Here is an 18,257-nt window from a genome sequence, read left to right as displayed (position 1 = left end):
TCACCAAGGAGCTGCTACCGAATGTCCGACGAGGAGAAGTATCGCGACTACCTCAAGCGAGCCGTCGCTGAGGCACGCGGACTGCAGCGCCGGCTGCGTGAGGTCGAGGACAAGGCGCGCGAGCCGATCGCGATCGTCGGCATGGCCTGCCGGTTCCCGGGCGGGGTCGAGACACCGGAGGACCTGTGGCACATGGTCTCGGAGGGGGTCGACGCGATCTCCGGCTTCCCCGCCGACCGCGGCTGGGACGTGGACGTGCTGTACCGCTCCGACGCCCAGGAGTCCGGTGCCTCCACCACGCTGGAGGGCGGCTTCCTTCAGGGCGCGGGCGACTTCGACGGGGACTTCTTCGGGATCTCGCCGCGTGAGGCGATCGCGACCGACCCTCAGCAACGGCTGCTCCTTGAGACCTCGTGGGAGGCGCTTGAGCGGTCCCGGATCGACCCGCGTTCCCTGCGCGGCAGCGCCACCGGGGTGTTCTACGGCGGCACGGGCGGGGACTTCGCCGGTCTGCTGGCCGCGTCGCCGCAGGCCCTGGACGGCTACATGCTGACCGGCACGTCCAGCAGCGTGCTCTCGGGCCGGGTGGCGTATCTGCTGGGCCTGGAGGGCCCGGCGGTGACGGTGGACACCGCCTGTTCGTCCTCGCTGGTCTCCGTGCACCTGGCGGTGCAGGCGCTGCGCAAGGACGAGATATCGCTGGCGCTGGCCGGTGGTGTGTCGGTGCTGGCGACCCCGGGTGCCTTCCCCGAGTTCTCCCGCCAGGGCGGTCTGGCCTCCGACGGCCGGTGCAAGGCGTTCGCGGCCTCGGCTGACGGCACCGGCTGGGGCGAGGGCGTCGGCGTCCTCGTGCTGGAACGGCTCTCCGACGCGCTGCGCGCCGGACGCAGGGTGCTCGCCGTGGTCCGGGAGAGCGGGATCAACCAGGACGGGGCCAGCAACGGCCTGACCGCGCCCAGCGGCCCCGCGCAGCGCCGGCTCATCCTGCGCACCCTCGACAGCGCCGGTCTCGCCACCGATGACGTCGACCTGGTCGAGGCGCACGGCACCGGCACGAAGCTCGGTGACCCGATCGAGGCCCGGGCGCTGCTGGCGACGTACGGCCAGGACCGCCCGGAGGGCCGGCCGCTGTGGCTCGGCTCGGTGAAGTCGAACATCGGCCACACCCAGTACGCGGCCGGAGTCAGCGGCGTGATCAAGACGGTGATGGCGCTGCGGCACGGAGTCATGCCGAAGACGCTGCACGTGGACGAGCCGACGCCGCACGTGGACTGGTCGGCGGGTGCGGTGGAACTGCTGACCGAGAACCGGCCCTGGCCCCGGACCGGCCGTCCTCGCCGGGCCGCCGTGTCCTCCTTCGGCGTCAGCGGGACCAACGCGCACATCATCCTCGAACAGGCCCCGGAGGAGGAGCCCGCACCGGAGGGCGCCGCGGAAGCTCCCGCGCCGGCCGGCTCGGTGCCCTGGGTGCTCTCCGGTCGGGGTGAGGCGGCGCTGCGTGCGCAGGCGGCACGGCTGCTGGACCGTCTCGCGCCGGATCCCGGCGTGTCGCCGCTGGACGTCGGGGTGTCGCTGGTCGGGACGCGGTCGGCGTTCGAGCAGCGTGCGGTGGTGCTGGGCGCGGACCGGGAGGAGTTGCTGGCCGGGGTGCGTGCGGTGGCGGAGGGCGCGCAGGCGTCCGGTGTGGTCACCGGGCGGGCCGCCGACTGCGGTGTCGTCTTCCTCTTCCCCGGTCAGGGGTCGCAGTGGGTCGGTATGGGGCGGGAGCTGTGGGAGTCCTCGCCGGTGTTCCGGGCCCGCATGGAGGAGTGCGCTCAGGCGCTGGCGCCGTTCGTGGACTGGTCGCTGAAGGACGTGGTGTTCCGCGACGCCGAGGACCCGTTGTGGGCGCGGGTGGATGTGGTGCAGCCGGTGTTGTGGGCGGTGATGGTGTCGCTGGCTGCGGTGTGGCGGTCGTTCGGGGTGGAGCCGGCGGCGGTGGTGGGTCACTCGCAGGGTGAGGTCGCCGCCGCCTGTGTGGCCGGTGGGTTGTCGTTGGAGGACGGGGCGCGGGTGGTCGCGGTGCGCTCGCGGCTGGTGCGGGAGAAGTTGTCGGGCCGGGGTGGGATGGGTTCAGTGGCGCTTCCGGTGGCTGAGGTGGAGGAGCGTCTGGCCCGGTTCGAGGGCCGGATCGGGGTGGCGGCGGTGAACGGACCGGCCTCGGTGGTGGTGTCCGGTGAGGTCGAGGCGCTGGACGCGCTGCTGGCGGAGTGCGAGGAGGCGGGGGTGCGGGCCCGTCGTATCGCGGTGGACTACGCCTCCCACTCGGCGCAGGTCGACGCGTTGAACGAGGATCTGCTGGCGGAGCTGGCCGAGTTGAAGCCGCGGTCGTCGTCGGTGGCGTTTCACTCCACGGTCACCGGAGGGCAGCTGGACACCGCCGGGCTCGACGCCGGCTACTGGCTGCGGAACATGCGGGAGACCGTCGCCTTCGAAGGCGCCGTACGCGCCACGATCGACGAGGGACACCGGATCCTGCTGGAGATCAGCCCGCACCCCGTGGTCGTCATGGCCGTGCAGGAGATCATCGACGATGCGGGAGTCGCGGCCCACGTCTCCGGCTCCGTGCGCCGCGACGACGGAGGCGCCGGACGGCTGCTGGCGTCGTTCGCCGAGGCGTATGTCGCGGGCGCGCCCGTCGACTGGGCGAAGGCCTTCGAGGGCACCGGCGCGCGGCCCGTGGACCTGCCCACCTACGCCTTCCAGCGGCAGCGGTACTGGCTGCGCCCGCCGGCCTCCGGCTCCGGCGACGTGACCGCCGCCGGTCTCAGCTCCCCCGGGCACCCGCTGCTCGGGGCCGCCGTGGAGCCCGCCGAGTCCGACAGCCTGGTTCTGACCGGGCGCCTGTCGCTGCGCGACCATCCGTGGCTGGCCGATCACCGCGTCATGGGCACGATCCCGTTGCCGGGAACCGCGTTCGTCGAGCTGGCGGTGGCCGCGGGCGACCTCGTCGAGTGCCCGCACGTCGAGGAACTGACCATGCAGGCGCCGCTCGCGCTTCCGGAGACCGGCAGCGTGGACCTGCAGCTCACGGTGGGCGCCCCCGACGAGAGCGGGCGCCGCGAGATCGGGTTCTTCGCCCGGGCGGACGACGGGATCTCGGCCGGCTCCTGGATCCGGCACGCCACGGGTGCGCTCGCCCCGGCCGCTCCCGGCCCCGAGGACGCCCCCGCGGCCTGGCCGCCGCACGGCGCCGAGCGCATCGACGTGAGCGAGCTGTACGAGCAGTTGGAGGACGGCCCGTTCGCCTACGGACCGGCCTTCCACGGCCTGCGCGCGGCCTGGTCCCGCGGCCGCGAGGTCTTCGCCGAGGTCCGCCTCCCCCAGGAGCTGCACGAGGCGGCGGGCGACTACCTTCTGCATCCCGCCCTGCTGGACGCGGCACTGCACGCGGTCGGCCTGGGCGAGCTGCTGGACACCGGCGGAGGGCCGCTGCGCCCCTTCGCCTGGAACGCGGTGTCCGTGCACGCCACCGGGGCCACCACGCTGCACGTGACCCTCTCCCCCGCCGGCGAGAACGCCGTCGCCCTGCACGCCGTGGACGGCACCGGCGCGCCGGTCGTCACGGTCGGATCGCTGCTGCTGCGGCCGGTCGACGTCACGGATCCGGGCGCCGGGCGACCCGCCACCCATCCCTCGCTGTTCAGCATGGAGTGGACGCCCGTCCCGCTGCCCGCCCCCGACGCCGCCCCCTGGGCCGTCCTGGGTGCGGACCTGGCCGGCGAACCGCTGGGGGCGGGCCCCGGCAGCGGGGCCGAGCACCATGCCGACCTGGCCGCGCTGGCCGCGTCACTGGACGCGGGCGGCCCCGTGCCGGCGTTCGTGGTCCTGGATCTGACGGCGGGTGACCCGGACGGCCGGGGGCACGCCGTGCTCGCCCGGGAACGTGCCGGTGCGGTGCTGGCGGCGGCACGCGCGTGGGTCTCCGAGGACCTCGACGAACGGCTCGCGACGGTGCCGCTGGTGGTGGCCACCGCGCACGCCGTGGGCACCTCGCCCGAGGACCCGGTGACCGGGCTCGGCTCCGCCGCGCTGTGGGGCCTGGTGCGCTCGATCCAGTCGGAGAACCCCGGTCGTTTCGTGCTGCTGGACCTCGACGGCGCCCCCGAGTCCGTGCGGGCGGTGCCGGGCGCGGTCGCGGCCCGGGAGGCCGAGATCGCCCTGCGGCGGGGTGCCGGGCTGGTGCCGCGGCTGGCCCGGACACCCGTCGCCGAGACCCCCGGTGACGTGCCCGGCACGGGACTGGACGCGCTCGACCCGGCGGGCACGGTGCTGGTGACGGGGGCGACCGGTGGCCTCGGCGCACTCGTCGCCACACGGCTGGCCGAGCGGCACGGCGTACGGCACCTGCTGCTGCTCAGCCGGCGGGGCCCGGACGCGGACGGGGCGGACGAACTGCTCGCGCGGCTCGGTGAGCTGGGGGCGACAGCGACCCTGGTGGCGTGCGACGCGGCGGACCGCGAGGCACTGGCGGCGGTGCTGGGCCGGATTCCCGCCGAGCACCCGCTGACCGCGGTGGTGCACTGCGCGGGGACCGCCGAGAACGCGCTGCTGGCCGCGCTGACTCCCGAGCTGATCGACCGGGTGTTCCGGCCCAAGGTGGACGCCGCGGTACATCTGCACGAGCTGACGGCGGGCCTGGACCTGTCCGCGTTCGTGCTGTTCTCCTCGATCGCGGGCACCCTCGGCGGCACCGGTCAGGGCAACTACGCGGCGGCCAACACCTTCCTCGACGCGCTCGCCCGGCACCGGCGCGGGCGTGGGCTGGCGGCCACGTCGCTCGCCTGGGGGCTGTGGGAGGCCGAGCGCGGCATGGGCGGCGGTCTCACCGAGGCGACCTCGGCGGGCACGCCCATGCGCGGTGTGTCCGCGCTGCCCTCCGAGGAGGGCCTGGAGCTGTTCGGCCTCGGCTGGCACAGCGCCGAGCCGGTGCTCTTCCCGGCACGGCTGAACGGCGCCGCGCTGCGCGCGCAGGCCGCCGCCGGCTCGCTGCCGCCGGTGCTGCGCGGCCTGTTCCGCGTGCCGAGCCGACGGTCGGCGCAGGCCGGGAGCCAGGACGCGGGCAGCCGGCTGCGGCGCAGGCTCGCGGAGATGACGCCCGCCGAGCGGCAGGAGACCCTGCACGCGCTGGTGCGCGAGCGGATCGCCGAGGTGCTCGGGCACGGCTCCCCCGACGGGATCGAGACGGACCGGCCCTTCCGTGACCTCGGTTTCACCTCGCTGACCGCGGTGGAGCTGCGCAACCAGCTCAACGCGGCGACCGGTCTGCGCCTGCCCGTCAGCCTGGTCTTCGACTATCCGACGCTGGGTGCGCTGGTGGCGCTGCTGGTGGGCAGGTTGTGCCCGGACGACGCGGCGGAGGGGGCGGGGACGCCCGAGGGCGACCGGGAGGCGGCCGTGCGGCGCACCCTGATGTCCATCCCGCTGGACCGGCTGCGGGAGCACGGCCTCCTGGACACGCTGCTCGCCCTGGCGGGCGACGGACCGGAGGCGAAGCCGAAGCCGTCCGACCGCAGCGAGGAGATCAAGTCCATGGATGTGGCCGCGTTGCTGGAAATGGCCAGGAACACCAGCACCACCACGCAGTGACCGGGCGCCCTGCTCGGGCCGTGGGCGGGTGGGTCCGCGTCACGGCGAGTGGGGCGCCATAGGGGGCGGGTGTAGGGGCTGGGCGTGCATAGCCTGCGAGAAACCCGGCCGATCCGTCCCTTGGTCGTTCAGGAACCCTCACGAATCTGGAGAGCATGTCATGGCCGAAGCGCCTTCCGAGCCCGTAGCCTTCCCTTTCCCCGATCCGCCCTCGGTTCGCGAGCTTCCGCCTGAGCTGGCCGAGATCCGGGACGGCGAGGCCGTGGTGGAGGTGAAGTTCCCCGACGGCATCTCCGGCTGGATGGTGACCAAGCACGCCGATGTCCGCAAGGTGCTCGTCGACTCCCGGTTCAGCAGCAAGGTCATGGCCAGCGCGGCCGCGGCCATGTCGGAGACCGAGACCGGCAAGCTGATGAACGAGTCGCTCGTCGGCATGGACCCGCCGGAGCACACCCGGCTGCGCAAGCTGGTCACCAAGGCGTTCACCGCGCGGAACGTGGAGCAACTGCGGCCGCGTATCGCGGAGATGGTCGCCGAGCTCCTCGACGAGATGGAGACCATGCCCCGCCCGGTGGACCTGGTCAAGGCCTTCTCCGTGCCGCTGCCGGTCCGGGTGATCTGCGAACTCCTCGGGGTGCCGGCCGAGGACCAGGACACGTTCCACGCCTGGTCCAACTCGCTGCTCGGCGACTGGAGCCAGGTCGTGGAGAAGGAGGCCGCGACCGTCGCCCTGGTGAAGTACTTCGGTGAACTCATCGCCGGCAAGCGGGAGAAGCCCGCCGATGACCTGATCACCGCGCTGATCAGGGTGAGCGAGGAGGACCCCTCGCTCACCGACCGCGAGATCATCGCGCTGAGCATCGGCATCCTGAGCGCGGGCCATGAGACGACGGCCAACCAGATCAGCATGTTCCTGGTGCACCTGCTGCACCACCGCGACCAGCTGGAGGAGCTGCGCGCGAACCCCGACGGCATTCCGCGGGCCGTCGACGAGCTGCTGCGCTTCGTGCCCCTCACCACGACCGGCGGCATCATCCCCCGGCTCACCACCGCGGAGGTGGAGCTGAGCAACGGCACGGTGCTGCCCGCCGGGGCCGTGGTGCTGCCCGCGGTCGCCGCCGCCAACCGTGACCCCGAGGTCTTCGAGGACGGGGACCGGCTGGACCTGGCTCGTGAGCACAACCCGCACCTGGCCTTCGGTGCCGGCATCCACTACTGCCTGGGTGCCCAGCTGGCCCGCATCGAGCTGCAGGAGGCCTTCAAGGCGATCCTGGAGCGGATGCCGTCGGTGCGGCTCGCGGTGCCCGAGCCGGAGCTCCGGCTCAAGTCCGCCTCGATCATCCGCGGCCTCGAAAGCCTCCCCATCACCTGGTGACCGCCCCCAGCGGCGAAGGGCCCGGCAGGCCGATGAGCCTGCCGGGCCCTTTTGTATGTCCGCTTGTTTTGTATGTCCGCGCCGAGTCTGACGGTGTGAGCCGGCCGCCGCCGGGAGGGGATCGCCGTGTCATCGCCCATGGGCACAGACCGCGCCGCCCGGCGTCCGGCCGAGGCCCGGAACGATGCCCCTGACGGGCCCATGGCCACGCGGGCGAGCCGCTCGCCGCCCGCCCTCGACGGCGCCGCACGACGCGCCTCGCCGTACCGGACCCCGGCCCGCGTCCAGCGGTGAGCGGCGCGGGCCGCGGGCGGTGTCCTCCCCCGCGCGCGTGACGGGCCGTACTCCGCGGGTGCGGAGTACGGCCCGTCGGTGTGCGGTGTGCGGGTTACTGCGGGAGCTGGGTCAGCCACTTGTGTACGGCGGCCGCCGTCACGTCTCCGTGGCCTTCCAGCATGGTGTAGTGGTTGCCCGGTACGTCGATCGCGTCGTGGGGCAGCGGCCAGGCGGACTGCCACTGCTCGGCCGGCGGCTGCTCCTGCCCCGGTTCGACGCCGTAGCACTCCGAGGCGCGCACCAGCAGCGTCGGGGTGGAGATCTCCCTGGGCTGCCAGTGCTCGAACATTCCGAAGTACGCGGCCATCGCCGTCAGACGCGTCCCGGTCATCCGGCCGAAGTCCTTCTCCAGCTCGATGGCCTTCGACTCCATCACCGGGACGATGTACGAGGTGGCGTCGTAGCCCGCCAGGTAGCTGTCGATCAGCACCAGCCCCTGCGGTGCCCGGCCGCGCTCCTCCAGCCTGGACGTCACCTCGTGGGCGATCCGGCCTCCGGAGGAGCGCCCGGCCAGGACGAACGGCTCGTCCCCGACCAGGTCCTCGATGAGCCGTACGGCGAACTCCGCGGCCGCGTCCACGTCGGCGGCGACCGGCTGCCCGGTGACGAACCCGGGAAGCATCAGCGACCACACGTCCCGCACTCCGCGCAACGGCACGGCCATGCTGACCAGTTCCTGGTTGCTCGCCCACACCGACTGCGACGGGAACCCGATGATCTTGGGGTGCTGGTCTCCCTCACCGAGCCTGACCAGGGTCGGTGCGTTGCGCAGCTCGTCCGGGGTGGAGAAGCTCGTCCGCAGGTCGACCGAGTTGCGCAGCACGCTGTGTCCGAGGTCGAGCCGGCCCAGTTCGATGGAGCGCCGGTAGAGCGCCTCCACTCCGTTGATGACCGCGAGGTCGCTGACCGTGTCGTCGTCACTGGCGACGTCGGTGTCCTGGGCCTGAGCGGCCGCCGTGCCGGCCACCGCGGGCGCCGGCGCTGAGGCGGTGCCCAGCTGGCCGCTCAGTTCGGCGGCGAGGGCGGTGGGCGTCGGGTGGTCGAAGACGACCGTGGACGCCAGCCGCAGCCCGGTGCGCTCGTTGAGCCGGTTGCGCAGCTCGACCGAGGTGAGCGAGTCGAAGCCCAGCTCCACGAATCCGCTGTCGTCGTCGATCGCCTCGGCGCCACTGTGCCCGAGCACCTGGGCGACCTCGCCGCGGATCAGTTCGGTCAGGACGGCCAGCCGCTCGGGCTCGGCCGCCCGGGCCAGCCGCTCGTGCAGCTGGGAGGTGACCCGGGTGTCCGACCGGGTGGCCCGGCGGTGCGGGGCACGGACCAGCCCGCGCAGCAGCGGGGGTATCTGCTGCTCGCTGGCCGCCCGTGCGGCGGCGGTGTTCAGCCGCATCGGCACCAGGAGGGGATCGGTGCCCGCCGCGAGGGCCTGGTCGAAGGCCGCCATGCCGGACTCCGCGGTGAAGGGGCTGAGTCCGCCGCGGGCCATACGGGCGCGTTCGGCCCTGCCGAGGTCGGCGCCCATACCGCCGGTCTGCTCCCACCAGCCCCAGGCCAGTGCGGTGCCGGGCAGTCCGGCGTCGCGCCGGTGGGCGGCGAGGGCGTCCAGGAACGCGTTGGCGGCGGCGTAGTTGGCCTGCCCCTGGCTGCCCAGCAGCCCCGCGGCGGAGGAGAACAGGACGAACTCCCGCAGCGGTGCCCCCTCGGTCAGCTCGTGCAGGTGCCAGGCCGCGTCGGCCTTGGTCCGCAGCACCGTGTCGAGCTGTTCCGGGGTGAGCGACTCGACGGTGGCGTCGGCCAGAACGCCCGCGGTGTGGACGACTCCGGTCAGCGGACGGTCGGCCGGGATGTCCCGCAGCACCGCGGCGAGCGCTTCGCGGTCCGCGACGTCGCAGGCCACGATCCGTACGTCGGCGCCGAGTCCGGTCAGTTCGGCCAGCAGGCCGGCCGCGCCCGGCGCGTTCTCGCCGCTGCGGCTGGCCAGCACCAGGTGCCGTACTCCGTGGACGGCCACGAGGTGGCGTGCGGCGACGGCGCCCAGCGCCCCCGTGCCGCCGGTGATCAGCACGGTGCCGTCGGGCCCGAAGCCCGGGTCGGCCTGGGGGGCCGCGGTGTGCCGGGCCAGCCGGGGCACGCTCGCGGTGCCGGAGCGCAGAGCGAGCTGCGGTTCGCCGGTGGCGAGCGCCTTGGGCAGCGCCCGGTAGGTGTCCGCGTCGTCGTCGAGGTCGATCAGCACGATGCGGTCCGGGTGCTCCGACTGCGCCGCCCGCACCAGGCCCCAGACCGCCGCGGCCGCCGGATCGCCGGTACGGTCCGCGTCGGTGGCCGCGACCGCGCCCCGGGTCAGCAGCACCAGCCGGGACCCGGTGAGGCGGGCGTCCGCGAGCCAGTGGTGGAGCACCTCCAGCACCCGGCGCACGACGTCGTGGGTGGCCGCGACGATGCCGCCCTGGTCCCCGCCGAAGCAGCACATGGCCACCACCGCCGGGGCGGGCACGCCCGCTTCCAGACTGTCGGTCAGGGACTGCGGGTCGAGGTACGGGGTGCCGGTGAGGCCCGCCTCGACCAGGCGCGGACGGATCTCCAGCGGGTCGAATCCGAGCATCGCCCACTCTCCGGAGACCTCCTGCGCTCCCAGGGGCAGTGCGGTCCACTGCAGGTGGAACAGCGCGTCCTGGCGCGGCGCCGAGCCGGCGAACTGCTCCAGTGCGGGGTCGCGCATCGCCAGCGCATCGACCGTGGCGATCGGCAGGCCGGCGTCGTCGGTCACCACCACGGACACCTCGCTGCCGCGTCCGGTCGGGGCCAGGTGGACCCGTGCGACCGTGGCGTGGGTGGCGTGCAGCCGGACTCCGGTCCAGGCGAAGGGCATGCCCCCCTTGATCGGCTCGCGGTCGGCCGTGCGGCCCAGGACGCCGAGCGCCAGCGGCTGCAGGGCCGCGTCCAGCAGCGCCGGGTGCACGCCGAACCCGTCGTCCCCGTCACCCGCCTCCTCGGGGAGCCGGATCTCGGCGAACAGCTCACCCTCCCTGGTCCACAGGGCGCGCAGGCCCTGGAAGACGGGTCCGTAGGTGAAGCCGGCCTCGGCCATGGACGGGTAGAAGTCGTCGACCGCGATCTCCGTCGCGCCCGCGGGCGGCCATGCCGCCGGCTCGGCTTCGGGTTCCGCTCCCTTGTGTTCGCTCAGTACGCCGGTGGCGTTGCGCAGCCACGGCTGGTCGTCCCCCTCGTCGTCGGACCGCGAGTGGACGGTGATGCTCCGCCGGCCGGTCTCGTCGAGCCCGCCGACCACCACCTGGATGGCGCGCCCGCCCTGTTCGCCCAGGATCAGCGGGGCCTCCAGGGTGAGTTCCTCGATCCGTTCGCACCCCACCTGGCCGCCGGCGTGCAGCGCCAGCTCCACGAACGCGGTACCCGGCAGGAGGGCGGTGCCCAGCAGTGCGTGGTGGGCGATCCACGGCTGTGTCGCCAGGGAGAGGCGGCCGGTGAACAGGAAGCCGTCCGATTCGGGCAGCGGCACGCCGGCGCCGAGCAGCGGGTGTCCGGTCGCCGTGAGGCCGAGGGTGACGGGGTCACCGCTGCCGGTCGCGAGCGAGTCGAGCCAGTACCGCTTGTGCTGGAAGGCGTAGGTGGGCAGTTCCACCGTGCGGGCGCCCGTGCCGGCGAACAGCGCGGACCAGTCGACGGATGCGCCGGCCGCGTGGATCCGGCCGAGGGCGAGGGAGAGGCACTCCGCGTCGGGGCGTTCGGGGTGCAGGACAGGCACGCACACGGCCTGAGTCCCGGCGTGGTCGAGGACCTCCTCCACCATCGCGGTCAGCGGGCCCGACGGCCCCAGCTCCAGGAAGGTGTCCACACCCCGGCCCAGCGCGGTGGTGACGCAGTCGGCGAAGCGGACGGCCTCGCGGACCTGCCGTACCCAGTACCCGGGCGTGGTCAGCTCCGCGCCGGCGACCTCACCGGCCAGGTTCGACACGATGGGGATGCGTGGCGTACGGAACTCCACGGTCGCCAGCACCTGCTCGAACTCGGCGAGCATCGGCTCCATCCGCGCCGAGTGGAACGCGTGCGAGACCGTCAGCCGCTTGGTACGCCGCCCCTCCGCGGCCAGCTTCGCCGCCAGCTCCAGCACCGGCTCCTCGTCCCCGGACAGCACCAGCGACCGCGGCCCGTTCACCGCCGCCACCGACACCCCCTCCGGCAACTCCACCAGTTGGTCCTCGGCCACCTGCACCGCGACCATCGCCCCACCGGAAGGCAGCGCCTGCATCAGCCGGCCCCGCGCCGCCACCACCCGGCAGGCGTCCTCCAGCGACCACACCCCGGCCGCGTACGCCGCCGCCAGCTCACCGATGGAGTGACCCACCAGCACATCCGCCCGCACACCCCACGAGGCGACCAGCTCGAACAGCGCCACCTCCAGCGCGAACAACGCCGGCTGCGCCCATTCGGTGCGCTGAAGCACCGCGTCGTCACCGCCGAAGACGACCTCCTTCAACGGCCGCTCCAGCAGTACGTCCAACTGCCCGCACACCTCGTCGAAGGCGGCCGCGAACGCCGGGAACGCCTCGTACAGCTCCCGGCCCATCCCGGCGCGCTGCGCGCCCTGGCCGGTGAACAGCAGCGCCGCTCCCCCGTCACCGGCGACACCCCGCACCAGGCCCGGAGCGCTCGCGCCCTCGGCCAGCGCCTCCAGCCCGGCCAGCAACTCCTCGCGTTCCCGGCCGACCACGACCGCCCGGTGCTCCAGCACCGCACGCGTCCCGGCAAGCGACCACGCCACGTCCAGCGCGCCGAGGTCGGGCCGGCCGACGAGACGGTCCCGCAGTCGTGCGGCCTGGGCGCGCAGTGCCGCCTCACTGCGGCCGGAGATCACCCACGGTGTCACCGGCAGGGCCGCGGACGGCGTCGCCGGTCCGGTCCGGTCCTCCGCCGGAGCGGTCTCGGGGGGCTGTTCCAGGATGACGTGCGCGTTCGTCCCGCTGATCCCGAACGAGGACACGCCCGCTCGGCGCGGCCGTCCCGTCTCCGGCCACTCCCTGGCCTCGGTGAGCAGTTCGACCGCTCCCGCCGACCAGTCCACCTCCCGCGAGGGCGCGTCCACATGCAGCGTTCGCGGCATCAGTCCGTGCCGCAACGCCAGCACCGACTTGATCAGTCCGGCGACTCCTGCGGCGTACTGGGTGTGTCCGATGTTGGACTTCACCGATCCCAGCAGCAGCGGCCGGTCGTCCGGGCGGTCCTGGCCGTACGTCGCCAGCAGGGCCTGCGCCTCGATCGGGTCGCCCAGGCTGGTCCCGGTGCCGTGTGCCTCCACCATGTCCACGTCCGTCGGCGACAGCCCCGCCGACGCCAGCGCCTGACGGATCACCCGCTGCTGCGACGGACCGTTCGGCGCGGTCAGGCCGTTCGACGCGCCGTCGGAGTTGACCGCCGAGCCACGCACCACCGCCAGGACCGGGCGCCCGTCGCGCACCGCGTCCGACAGCCGTTGCACGGCCAGCACGCCGACGCCCTCTCCCCAGCCGGTGCCGTCCGCGCCGTCGGCGAACGCCTTGCACCGGCCGTCGGGAGCCAGACCGCCCTGCCGCTGGAACTCCACGAACGCGCCCGGCGTCGCCATCACGGTGACGCCGCCGGCGAGGGCCAGGTCGCACTCGCCGTTGCGGAGCGCCTGTGCCGCCAGATGCAGGGTCACGAGCGAGGAGGAGCAGGCCGTGTCCACGGTGACGGCGGGCCCTTCGAGGCCCAGCGCGTAGGCGACGCGGCCGGACATCACGCTGCCCGAGGCACCGGTGAGCGCGTATCCGCCGCCCGCCTCGGCCGAGTTCATCAGCACCGTCGTGTACTCCTGCGGGGTGCCGCCGACGAAGACGCCGGTACGGCTGCCGCGCAGGGCGACCGGATTGAATCCGGCGCGCTCCAGCGCCTCCCAGGACGTCTCAAGCAGCAGCCGCTGCTGCGGGTCCATCGCCAGCGCCTCACGCGGCGAGATCCCGAAGAACGCCGCGTCGAAGTCTCCGGCCTCCGCCAGGAAGGCGCCCTGCCGTGCTCCGCCGGACTCCTCCAGGAAGCTGTTCATGGCGAGTCCGTGCCAGCCCCGGTCGGCGGGGAAGTCCGTCATCTCGTCACGGCCTTCGACGAGGAGCTGCCACAGATCCTCGGGTCCGCGCACACCGCCGGGGAAACGGCAGGCCATGCCCACGATCACGATCGGGTCGTCGTCCGTCGCGCGCAGCACCGGCATCGCCGTTTCCGCGGCGCTGTCGAAGAGCTGCTCGTGGAGGTGGCCGGCGAGCCGGTGCGGTGTGGGATGGTCGAAGACGAGGGTGGCGGGCAGCCGCAGGCCGGTGGCCGTGTTGAGCCGGTTGCGCAGTTCCATCGCGGTCAGCGAGTCGAAGCCGAGGTCCCGGAACGGCTTCGCAGGGGTGATGTCGTCCGTCGTGCTGTGCGTGAGGACGGTCGCCGCCTCGGTGCGGACGAGTTCGAGCAGTCGGTCGTGCTGTTCGGGGACGGTGAGTGCGGCCAGGCTCTGGCGGAGGGCGGAGTCGGTGTCCGCTTCGCCGGTGGTGTCGTCGGATTCTTCGGCGAGTGCCCGCGCGGCCTCGGGAATGTCCTCGATCAACGGCCTGCGACGCGCCATGGCGTACCCGGGAGTGAACCTCCCCCAGTCCATGTCCGTCACCGTCAGCGCCGTCTCGTCCTGCTCCAGCGCCTGACGCAGCGCCTCCACCGCCAGTGCCGGCTCCATCGCCCGCACACCGCGACGCTCAAGCTGCTCGGCCGTGCTGTCCGTCGCCATGCCCGTGGCCTTCCAGCCACCCCACGACACCGACGTCGCCACCGCACCACGTGCCCGGCGCTCCCACGCCAGACCGTCCAGATAGGCGTTCGCCGCCGCGTACGCACCATTGCCCGCACTGCCCCACACCGCGGCGCCCGAGGAGAACAGCACGAACGCGTCCAGCTCCAGCCCGGCCGTCAGCTCGTCCAGGTGACGCGCGCCGAGGGTCTTCGCGGCCATCTGCGCATGCATGTCACGGGGGTCCAGCTCGTGGACAGTGCCGTAGCTGGCGACGCCGGCGGTGTGGAAGACGGCGGTCAGCGGATGCTCGGCCGGGATGTCCGCGATGACGCGGGCGAGGTCCTCCCGGTCGGTGACGTCACAGGCGACCACCGTCACCTCGGTGCCCAACCCGCGCAGTTCCTCGACCAGTTCGCCGACCCCGTCGGCCTCCGGGCCACGACGGCTCGTCAGCAGCAGACGGTCAACGCCCTCACCGGCCAGCCAGCGGGCGAGATGACCGCCGACACCGCCGGTGCCACCCGTGATCAGCACGGTGCCCTGCGGCTTGAACTCCCGCACCGGCACCGCACCCGCGCCCAGCGGCGCCCGCACCAGACGGCGCCCGTACACGCCCGAGGACCGCACCGCGACCTGGTCCTCGCCCTCACCGGCCGCCAGCACCGCCACCAGCGCGGACGACACCCGCGCATCCCACTCGACGGGAACGTCCACCAGACCGCCCCACACAGCGGGCAGCTCCAGACCGACGACCTGACCCCACGCCCACAACGACGTCTGCGCCGCGCGGACGGCATCGTCCGAACCCACGGCCGCGGCACCCCGCGTCAGCACCCACAGCGGCGCCGACAACCCGGCATCCCCATGCGCCTGCACCAGCGCGAGCGACGACGCCAACGCGGCGTCCTCGTCCCACGCCAGCAGCGACACGACACCCGCGATCTCACCCGCCCCGGCGAACCACTCCGCCAAAGCCCCACGATCCACAGGCGCGTCCAGCACCCGCACCTCGGCACCCGCCGCGGCCAGCGCCTGCGTGACCGGCTCCACCGGAGCCTCCGGACCGGAACCGACCACCAGCCACACACCACTCAGGGAAGCCGCCGACGGCACCGTCACCGAACGCCACACCGTCCGGTACCGCCACGAGTCGATGATCGTCTGCGTACGACGGCCGTTGCGCCAGGCCGACAACGCCGGAACCACCGACTCCCACGCCTCGGGGTCCGCCCCGTCGACGAGCGAGACCACGCTGTCGATGTCCGCGCGCTCCACCGCGACCCAGAACGCCGCATCCACCGGATCGGTCGTTCCACCGGCCTCCTGGCCGGGCTGCACGACGTCTTCGATCCAGTAGCGATCGTGCTGGAAGGCGTAGGTGGGAAGGTCCACCCGGCGGGCGCCGCTACCGGCGTACACCACCGACCAGTCCACCGGGACACCGGCGACGTACGCCTCGGCCAGCGATGCCAGCAGGCGCTGGACGCCGCCTTCGTCACGCCGCAGCGAACCCACGGCGGTCCCCGCGCCGTACACGCCCTCCAGGGTTTCCTGGACGGCCACGGTCAGGACCGGGTGGGGGCTGGACTCGACGAAGAAGTGGTGTTCCTGTTCGGCCAGCAGACGCGTCACCGGCTCGAAGTTGACCCGCTCACGCAGGTTCGTCACCCAGTACCGGGCATCCAGCCCGGCCGTGTCCAGCCGCTCACCGGTCACCGTCGAATAGAAGGCCACCGACGACGACTGCGGCTTCAACTCGGCCAGCTCCGCCAGCAGATCCTCGTTCAACGCGTCCACCTGCGCCGAGTGGGAGGCGTAGTCCACCGCGATACGACGGGCCCGCACCCCCGCCTCCTCGCACTCCGCCAACAGCGCGTCCAGCGCCTCGACCTCACCGGAGACCACCACCGAGGACGGCCCGTTCACCGCCGCCACCCCGATCCGGCCCTCGAACCGGGCCAGACGCTCCTCCACCTCAGCCACCGGAAGCGCCACCGAGACCATCCCGCCCCGGCCCGACAGCTTCTCCCGCACCAGCCGCGAGCGCACCGCGACCACCCGCGCACCGTCCTCCAACGACAACCCACCGGCCACACACGCGGCCGCCACCTCGCCCTGCGAGTGACCCACCACCGCGGCCGGCTCCACCCCGAACGACCGCCACACCGCAGCCAGCGACACCATCACCGCCCACAACACCGGCTGCACCACATCCACCCGCGCCCACAGCGGGTCCTCGGCGTCCCGGAACACCACGTCCTTCAGCGACCAGTCCACGAACGGCGCCAGCGCACGCTCACACGCCACCATCGACTCGGCGAACACCGGCGAGGCATCCCACAACTCCCGCCCCATACCGACCCACTGCGACCCCTGACCCGGGAACACGAACACCACGCCGTTCCCCACATCGCCGGTGCCCCGGACGAGGCCGGGGGCGTCGATGCCGTCGGCGAGGTCGGCGAGGGTGGTGGGCCGGTCCGCGTCCTGGTGGGTGAACAGCACCGCCCGATGGGCAAGGGCGGAGCGGCTCGTCAGCAGCGAGTAGCCGATGTCGGCGGTGCGGAAGCCGGGGTTCGCGTCGAGGTGTGCCTGGAGGCGTGCGGCCTGGGCACGCAGCGCGGCCTCGGTGTTTCCGGACAGCAGCCAGGGCAGCGGCACGGGCCGGACGGTGAACGGCGGCTCGGTGGTGTCCTCCGGCTGTGGCTCCGCGGCGTCGTCCGCCTCGGGGGCCTGCTCCAGGATGACGTGGGCGTTGGTGCCGCTGATCCCGAACGACGACACACCCACGCGGCGTGGGTGCCCCGTCTCCGGCCACTCCCGCGCCTCGGTCAGCAGTTCCACCGCACCCGCCGACCAGTCCACCTGCGTGCTGGGCTTGCCCACGTGCAGGGTCTTGGGCATGACGCCGTGCTGGAGTGCGAGGACGCTCTTGATCACGCCGGCGACCCCGGAAACCGCCTGGGTGTGCGCGATGTTGGACTTGAGCGAGCCCAGCCACAGCGGCCGGCCCTCGTGCCGGTCCTGGCCGTAGGTCGCCAGCAGCGCCTGCGCCTCGATCGGGTCGCCCAGCGTCGTACCGGTGCCGTGCGCCTCGACCATGTCGACGTCCGCCAGGGTCAGGCCGGCGTTGGCCACGGCGGCCCGGATCACCCGCTGCTGCGAGGGACCGTTCGGGGCGCTCAGCCCGTTCGACGCACCGTCCTGGTTCGCCGCCGAGCCACGGATGACCGCCAGCACGGGGTGACCGTTGCGGCGCGCGTCCGACAGGCGCTCCAGCAGGACCATGGCGACGCCCTCGCCCCAGCCGATGCCGTCGGCGTCGTCGGAGAAGGCCTTGCAGCGGCCGTCCGCGGCCAGGCCGCGCTGCCGGGCGAAGGTGACGAACGCCGACGAGGTGGCCATGACGGCGACGCCACCGGCGAGCGCCAGGGAACAGTCGCCCTGCCGGAGCGAGTGCACGGCGGAGTGCAGCGCGACGAGAGAGGACGAGCAGGCCGTGTCGATGGTCACCGCCGGGCCCTCCAGGCCCAGCACGTAGGACACGCGGCCGGACATGATGCTCGCGGAACCGCCCGTGATCGCGTACCCCTGGTCGGTCGGGGAGTTCATCAGCTTGACGGTGTGCTCGATGGCGGTGCCTCCGACGAACACGCCGGTGCGGCTGCCGCGCAGTGTGTGCGGGTCGATACCCGCGCGCTCCAGGGCCTCCCACGACGTCTCCAGCAGCAGCCGCTGCTGCGGGTCCATGGTCAGGGCCTCGCGGGGGGAGATCCCGAAGAAGGAGGCGTCGAAGGCGCCCGGATCGCGCAGGAACGCGCCCTCCCGGGTGTACGTCGTCCCCGGCCGGTCGGGGTCGCTGTCGAAGAGCGAGGACAGGTCCCATCCCCGGTCGTCGGGGAATTCGCTCACCCCGTCGACCTCATCGATCACCATCTGCCACAGCTGCTCGGGCGAGTCGACGCCGCCGGGCAGCCGGCAGGCCATTCCCACGATGGCAAGGGGCTCTCGCGCGCGGTCCTGACTGTCCTTGAGCTGCTGGCGGGTCTGCTGCAGTTCGGCCGTGACCCTGCGCAGATAGGTGCGGAGTTTGTCCTCAGTCATCGTGAAATTCCCACT

3 protein-coding genes are annotated in these 18,257 nt (G+C 73.3%); 2 read left to right on the top strand and 1 reads right to left on the bottom strand.

The features are described from left to right. Positions 1-21 precede the first annotated feature (21 nt). Both NW895_RS12040 and NW895_RS12035 read left to right on the top strand, forming a co-directional pair. On the top strand, positions 22-5,628 hold the full coding sequence (locus tag NW895_RS12040) for a type I polyketide synthase (protein WP_289935417.1): 5,607 nt from the start codon (positions 22-24) through the stop codon (positions 5,626-5,628). A 160-nt stretch (positions 5,629-5,788) separates the two neighbouring features. Then, positions 5,789-7,003 (top strand): cytochrome P450, encoded by a 1,215-nt coding sequence (locus NW895_RS12035; protein ID WP_289935416.1) that lies wholly within the window; start codon positions 5,789-5,791, stop codon positions 7,001-7,003. Between the two features lie 388 nt (positions 7,004-7,391). Here the strand turns inward: NW895_RS12035 and NW895_RS12030 are convergent, their stop codons facing one another. Beyond that, positions 7,392-18,242, bottom strand: a complete 10,851-nt coding sequence (locus NW895_RS12030; protein WP_289935415.1) for a type I polyketide synthase — start codon at positions 18,240-18,242, stop codon at positions 7,392-7,394. Between the last annotated feature and the right edge of the window lie 15 nt (positions 18,243-18,257).

The organism is Streptomyces sp. S.PNR 29 (genome assembly GCF_030386795.1).
Taxonomy (GTDB): Bacteria; Actinomycetota; Actinomycetes; order Streptomycetales; family Streptomycetaceae; genus Streptomyces.
The sequence above is the reverse complement of the archived record's forward strand: the minus strand, read 5'-3'. Positions and strand labels throughout refer to the sequence as shown.